Here is a 6,610-nt window from a genome sequence, read left to right as displayed (position 1 = left end):
CGACGTTGTCCACCACCACCAACCACCGCGCCCCCAACCGCCGCAGCTGCCCCGCCACCGCCACCCAGTCCGCGCCCGCCCCCCCGCCCCCCCCCCCCCCCCACCCCCGCGCGCGCGGGCGCCGCCCCCCCCCCCCCCCCCCCGGGCCGTCGTGCAGGGTAGGGCCGCCGTTCGGGCGGCCCTACCGTCGTGAGCGAGATTCCCTAGCTGGAGAGCTTCCAGGGACCGTTGGGGTCGCCAGGCACCTGGTTGCGGGTCCACCACTTGGCGACGTACTTCTTGCCCTGGTATTCGGCGACGTCACCGGTGTTGAAGACGCGTGACGCCGTCCACAGCGCGATGCCGTCGGGCGCGGTCGCGATCTGCTCCCACGGTCCGTTGGGGTCGCCAGGCGTCTGGTTCTGCGTCCACCACATCGCCTGCCAGGTGGAGCCGTTGTAGGTCACCGTGTCGGGGGCGTTGTAGACCTTCGAGGCGCTCCAGGCGGCCGGGAGCGGCGTCGCGGGGAGCGTCAGGCCGACGACGACCGGGTCATGGTCGGAGGCGGCGAACGGATTCGTGCCGTCGAACAGCTGCGTCGCGTTGTAGTTGTAACGGCTGTACGCGAAGGCGACGGCTTCCTGGGCGTTGATCTGCCACACGTCCGCGCCGGTCACCGTCGTCAGCGCGGCCGGGTTGGCGAGCACGTGGTCCAGTGAGCCCTCGAGGCTGTTGTACGAGTAGGTCTGCTCCGCCGGGTCGAGCGTGCTGCCAAGGTCGACGTAGCCGGCGCCGTACAGCACCTGCATCGGGTCCTCACCCGTGTAGGCGTTGAAGTCGCCGAGCAGGAAGATCCGGTTCGTACCGAGGGCCGCCGCCGTCTGCGTGGCGAACGCGCTCATGTCGGTCACCTGGTGCACGCGGGTCGCGTTGAACGCGCCCTGGTCGACCGCCGGGGACGAGGTGTCCTCCGCGTCGCCGGGGTAGAGGCCGGTCGCGTCGGCGCCCTTCGACTTCAGGTGGTTGGCCACCACGAGGAACGCGTCCTTGTCGGTGGCGCCGGCCTTCTTGAATCCCTGTGCGAGCGGCTCCCTGGCGATCGAGAAGGGCTGGCCGTCCGCCGAGTCGCCGGTCAGCACCTTGGCGACCCCGACCAGGGACACCGCGGCGGGCTTGTAGATGAAGGCGGTCCGGATGACGTCCTGCTGCGCCAGCGGAGGCAGCTGGTCGTCGGGCGGCGAGGGGACGAACTCCCACACGTTCGAGCCCGCCGCGGCGTTGAGCGCGCCGACCAGGCCGGCCAGCGCGGTGTCACGCGGCTCGCCGAACTTGCTGGAGTTCTCCACCTCCTCCAGCGAGACGATGCTCGCCCCGAGCCGGTTGATGCCGGTGACGATCTTCGACTGCTGGCGGGCGAAGCTGGCGTCGTTGGCGGCGCCGCGCGGGCCCGGGCTGCCGTCCGTGCCGGTGCACGTGTTGACGCCGATCCGGTTGCCCTGCCGGTCCGTGTAGTAGGTGCAGGTGCCGAGACCCATCGAGACGTACTGCTCGCCGGTCATCGAGAAGTAGTTCTCGACGTTGAAGGTCGCCAGCCGGGCGCCGCCGCCGACGGTCGCCGGCTGCGCGTTGCCGGTCCGGGTGTCGCTGAAGGTCGCCACGGCGGCCCCGTCGTCGGTGACCTGGGCCGTTGGCTGGAGGTTCCACAGCGAGAACCGGTAGTCCAGGACCAGCGGCTTGTGGAAGGTGACCTTCGCGCCGACGCTGACCGGGTTGGTCGGGGTCAGCCAGGGCAGCGGCGTGTTCGCGTTGGCGCCGGTCGAGTAGTTCACGCTCGACCCGTCGTCGAGGGTGATCATCCGGGCCGCGTCGTCGGCGGCGGCGGACTGGGCCGCCGGGCTGCCGGCGGTGCCGACGTCGGTCGGCTGGCGTAGCGGGGTGTCCCCGGCGGCCAGGGTGAACGAGCCGTACCAGTTGGCGTCGTAGTTGTCCGAGACGGTGAAGTCACCCTGAGGCGCGATCAGCTCGCCCTCGTGCGACTCCTTCTGCGCGTCCGTCGAGAGGTCGGACCAGGGGAGCTGGTCGGGCACGACGGCCGGCAGCGGGGTGTCCAGCTGGGTGACGGTCGGGCTGCCGATCTCGGTCTCGCCCTGGAACTCGGACACCTTGCCGGTGACGCGGACGCTCTCGCCGACGGTGACCTGGCCGGCCGAGATCGAGCCGAAGACGAACACCGCGTCGGAGGCCCCGGGAGTCGCGTCCTGCGCCGCGGTCCCGCCGGCGCCGCCCGTCTCCAGGAAGAAGCCGTTGAAGCCGCCGGTCGGGTAGGCGGCGGTGACGACGCCCTCAGTGGTCACGGTCTGGCCGGCGAGGGGCGAGGTGTCGGTGTTGGTGCCCTGGATCGCCGCGATCGGCGTGGTGGTCGGTGCCGCGTCGACGACCTGGACGGTGAACGACACCGAGCCGGTCGCTGCGGCCGAGTCCGTGGCGGTCGCCGTCACGGACGACGTGCCGGCCGCTGTCGGCGTTCCCGACAGGACGCCCGCCGTGGAGATCGCGAGGCCGGCCGGTAGGCCTGTCGCCGTCCATGTGTAGGGCGCGGTGCCCCCGGTGGCGGCCAGCGTGACCGGGGCGATCGCGGTGCCGACCGTCGCGTTCAGCGTCCCGGGACTGGTGACCGTGACCGTGCCGCCGCCAGTGGAGCCGCCGTCACTGGCCGCGTTCTGCGGGGTCGGGGCCGCGACCGAGAAGTCCGTGGCGTTGTTGTCGGTGTCGGTGCCGGCGGCGTCGCGCTGGTAGCTCAGGACGACGGAGTTGCCGGTGGGGGCGGTTCCCTCGGGGGAGTTGCTGGTTCCCCAGCCGATCTTGTCGAGCACCGACGCGTCGGTGGGCAGCACGCCCGCGGTGCTGGCCGCGAGGAACAGGGTGCCGCCGCCGGAGCCCGGGTTGATGCTGCCGCCGGTGCTGAGGTCCGGGGTGGGCAGCGGCGCGCCGGGGTTGGTGCTCGCGTTGTTGCTGGGCAGCTGGATGAGGAAGTGGCCGTGGGCGGCGACCGTGCCCGACAGCGCGAACACCTGTGCGCCGCTCGGGGTCACCGTGCTGGTGGGGGCGCGGTACTGCAGCGTGTCGCCGGTGAGGGCGACGGGGCTCGCGGTCGGGTTGAACAGCTCGACGAACTTGTTGAGATAGCTCGCTCCCGACGACCCGCCGTTCACGTAGGCCTCGCTGATCACCAGCCCGGTGGCGCCCGGGTTGGCCAGTGCCGGTGCGGCGAGCGAGACGCTCCCGATACCTGCGCACAGCACGGCGGCTGCGATTCGACTTATGGGCACGCGTGGCATGGACCCGGCCTCCCGATAGTCACGAGTTGGCGCCGCCCGTTGCGCGCGGGCCGATCCAGGACGCTAGGGCCCGGGCCTCGCCCCACAGAGGACTGAGCCTGAACACCAGATGACGGGTCCCACCACGGTGTCGCGCCGGACGGGGCCGAATGGCGCAGGCGAAGCTGCCGTCACGGGTGCGCCGGCTGCATCACACCCGGGCCCGGCGCGCAACCATACCCTCACGTGAGGGTATGGTTGGCGCGTTCGAGGGGGCGTGGTCCAGGGCGCGGTCCTGGTGCTCGGCAGGCTGACGATCGACTGACGGAGACGCTGCGATGACGGAATCCCGGGTACCTGAGGTCAGCATCGGGATTCCGGTGTACAACGGCGCCGACTTCCTCGGGGCCGCGATCGAGTCGCACCTCGCGCAGACGTTCGGCGACTTCGAGCTGGTGATCTCGGACAACGCCTCGAACGACGGCACCCAGGACCTGTGCCGGGCGTACGCCAAGGAGGACTCGCGGATTCGCTACGTGCGCCAGGCGGAGAACATCGGCGCGAACGCGAACTACAACGAGGTCGCCCGGATCTCGCGGGCACCCTTCTTCCGGTGGGCCGCCGACGACGACGTCCTGTTGCCGGAGTACCTGGAACAGACGTACAACCTGCTGAGCAACGACCACGACGCCGTCCTGTGCCACTCGTTCGCCGCGCACATCGACGAGAACGGCAAGCAGCTGGCGCCCGCCGACGACGGCGTCGGGTTCGTCGATGACAAGGGCACCTATGTCGACGGGCCGGACCCGAACGTCGCCACCCGCAAGATGCGCTCCCCGCACCCGCACGTCCGTTTTCGCGACGTGCTGCTGCACACGAAGTGGTGTTTCGAGATCTTCGGCCTGATCCGCCACGACGTCCTGCTGACGACCCCGCTGCATCAGAAGTTCTACGGGACCGACCGGGTCCTGCTGGCCGAGCTGGCGTTGCTGGGGACCTGGCGGGTGGTCGAGGAGCCGCTGTGGCAGCGCCGCTCGCACTCCGGGGCGTCGAACAACATGAGCGTCTGGCAGAAGGCCCAGTGGAGCAACCCGGACGCGAAGAAGAGCGTGCTGCCCCCGGTCACCAACATGATCCGGGGATACGCCGACGCCGTGCACCGGCAGCGTTTCCCGATCGTCGAGCGGGAGCAGTGCTACGCAGCGATCGGTGTGCTCGCCGTCCAGCCGGACAAGTTCCGCAAGCTGCTGGTGCCCGGCCCGCACAACTACTTCGGCATCGGCAACAAGAAGTCGGACGCCTCGCACCGCATGTGAGGGAGCGTCTCCCGGTGGCGGGTCACAGCCCCCGGACGACGGCCTCGAGGACGGTGTCGAGGGCGTGGGCGCGCTCGGCGTCGGGGAGCTCGCGTAGCGGGCCGTCGATGAGCAGGCTCGACAGGCCGTGTACGGCCGACCAGGCAACGTACTCGGCGCCGGGCCGGCGTTCGGCCGGGATCGCGCCCACCCGGACCAGCTCGTCGAGCCCGGCGCCGAGCATCTCGTAGGGGCCCAGCCCGCAGTTCCCGACTCCTTCGCCGGGCTGGAACATGTGCGTGGTGCGTGGCACCGCGAACGCCGTCCGGAACCAGCCGGGTTCCGAGGTGGCGAACTCGACGTAGGCGCCCCCGAGCGCCCCGAGCTTGAGCCAGGCCTCCGCCACCGGGTCGGTCTCCGCGGGCACGGCGTCGATCCGGGTCTCCATGAGCTGGGCCAGCTGGCCCATGCATCGTTCGCACACGGCCCGCAACAGCTCGTCCCGGTCGTCGAAGTGCCGGTAGGCCGCGTTGTGCGAGACCCCGGCGGCGCGCGTCGCCGAGCGCAGCACGACGGCCTCGGGGCCCCCGGTCCGGGCCAGCCCGACCCCGGCCTCGACGAGTGCCTCCCGTAGATGACCGTGGTGGTAGGGGCGGCTCGGCTCTTCCGTTGGCATGTTGACAGTGTCCACTCTCCATGCGACTCTTGCCAATGTTGCCGCTGTCAACTTCAAGGGATGTGGCCCCTGTGCCGTCCATGAGCCCCCGCCGCCGGCTCGCGGTCCTCGTGACCGTCTGCCTGGCCGTCTTCGCGATCAACCTGGACACCACGATCGTCAACGTCGCTCTGCCGGACCTCGCCCGCCAGCTCGGGGCGACCACCAGGGACCTGCAGTGGATCGTCGACGGCTACAACCTGGCCTTCGCCGCCCTGGTACTCACCGCCGGATCGATCGGCGACCGGTTCGGCCGGCGCCCGGTGCTGCTCGGCGGGCTCGTCGGCTTCGCGCTGATGAGCGGGATCGGCGCCCTGTGCGACGGTGCCGGCGCGCTGGTGGCCGTGCGCTTCGTCATGGGAGCGTTCGCCGCGCTGATCTTCCCGACGACCCTGTCGATCATCACCAACGCCTACCCCGACCGGGCCGAGCGGGCCAAGGCGATCGGCGTGTGGGGCGCGGTCACCGGCCTCGGCGTCGCGATCGGTCCCGTCACCGGGGGACTGTTGCTCGCCCACTTCTGGTGGGGCAGCGTGTTCGTCGCGCTCGTTCCGGTCGCCCTGGTCGCGGCCGTGCTCGCGTTCGTGCTGGTGCCGGAGTCCTCCGACCCGGCAGCCGCCCGGCTCGACCTGCCCGGCCTGGTGACCTCGTCGGCCGCCATCGGGCTGCTGGTCTACACGATCATCGAGGCGCCAGACCGCGGCTGGACCTCGGCCTGGACCGTGGGTGGTTTCGCCGTCACCGCCGCCGTCGCGGCCGCGTTCGTCACGCTGGAGCGGCGCCACCCGGCCCCGATGCTCGACGTGTCCCTGTTCCGGACGCCCGCCTTCTCGGCCGCCAGCGGCGCGGTGACCGTCGCGTTCTTCGCGCTTTTCGGGTTCATCTTCCTGATCACTCAGTACTTCCAGTTCATCCGCGGCTTCGGCACCGTCTCGACCGGGGTCCGGATCCTGCCGGTGGCGCTGACCATCGCGATCGGATCGGTGACCGGCACCCTGCTGGCCGGCCGGCTCGGCACCAGGACCATCGTCGTCACCGGTCTGGTGCTGTTCGGCGGCTCGTTCGCGTGGATCGCGGTGTCCAGCACCTACCAGCCGTACCTGCAGATCGCGGCCCAGATGGTTCTCATGGGCACCGGCCTCGGCCTGACCACCGCCCCGGCCACCGAGTCGATCCTCAGCGTGCTGCCCGCCGCGAAGGCCGGGGTCGGGTCGGCGGTCAACGACGCCACCCGCGAGGCCGGCGGCACGCTCGGGGTCGCCGTCATCGGCAGCGTCTTCACCTCGATCTACACCCACCACTTG

The 6,610-nt window shown here is 71.0% G+C and carries 4 protein-coding genes; 2 read left to right on the top strand and 2 right to left on the bottom strand.

The genetic code is table 11. The features are described 5' to 3' along the window. Positions 1-203: 203 nt before the first annotated feature. Positions 204-3,317: an ExeM/NucH family extracellular endonuclease gene (locus I6A60_RS40545; protein ID WP_203020968.1), complete on the bottom strand. Its 3,114-nt coding sequence runs from the start codon at positions 3,315-3,317 to the stop codon at positions 204-206. 317 nt (positions 3,318-3,634) lie between these two features. On the opposite strand from I6A60_RS40545, the gene I6A60_RS40540 reads away from it, so the two are divergent. Beyond that, positions 3,635-4,612 (top strand): glycosyltransferase family 2 protein, encoded by a 978-nt coding sequence (locus I6A60_RS40540; protein WP_203020966.1) that lies wholly within the window; start codon positions 3,635-3,637, stop codon positions 4,610-4,612. 22 nt (positions 4,613-4,634) lie between these two features. Here the strand turns inward: I6A60_RS40540 and I6A60_RS40535 are convergent, their stop codons facing one another. Then, on the bottom strand, positions 4,635-5,267 hold the full coding sequence (locus tag I6A60_RS40535; protein WP_203020964.1) for a TetR/AcrR family transcriptional regulator: 633 nt from the start codon (positions 5,265-5,267) through the stop codon (positions 4,635-4,637). Positions 5,268-5,347: 80 nt separating this feature from the next. Here I6A60_RS40535 and I6A60_RS40530 point away from each other — a divergent pair. Then, a partial coding sequence (locus I6A60_RS40530; protein WP_238437264.1) for an MFS transporter occupies positions 5,348-6,610 on the top strand: 1,263 nt, incomplete at its 3' end.

Origin of the sequence: Frankia sp. AgB1.9 (assembly GCF_016786355.1) — a bacterium.
Taxonomy (GTDB): domain Bacteria; phylum Actinomycetota; class Actinomycetes; order Frankiales; family Frankiaceae; genus Pseudofrankia.
This window is presented reverse-complemented; position numbering and strand designations above follow the sequence as displayed.

Coding starts and splice junctions, on each gene's coding strand:
- I6A60_RS40535 (WP_203020964.1), bottom strand. CDS start 5,267: ATGCCAACGGAAGAGCCGAGCCGCCCCTACCACCACGGTCATCTACGG.
- I6A60_RS40545 (WP_203020968.1), bottom strand. CDS start 3,317: ATGCCACGCGTGCCCATAAGTCGAATCGCAGCCGCCGTGCTGTGCGCA.
- I6A60_RS40540 (WP_203020966.1), top strand. CDS start 3,635: ATGACGGAATCCCGGGTACCTGAGGTCAGCATCGGGATTCCGGTGTAC.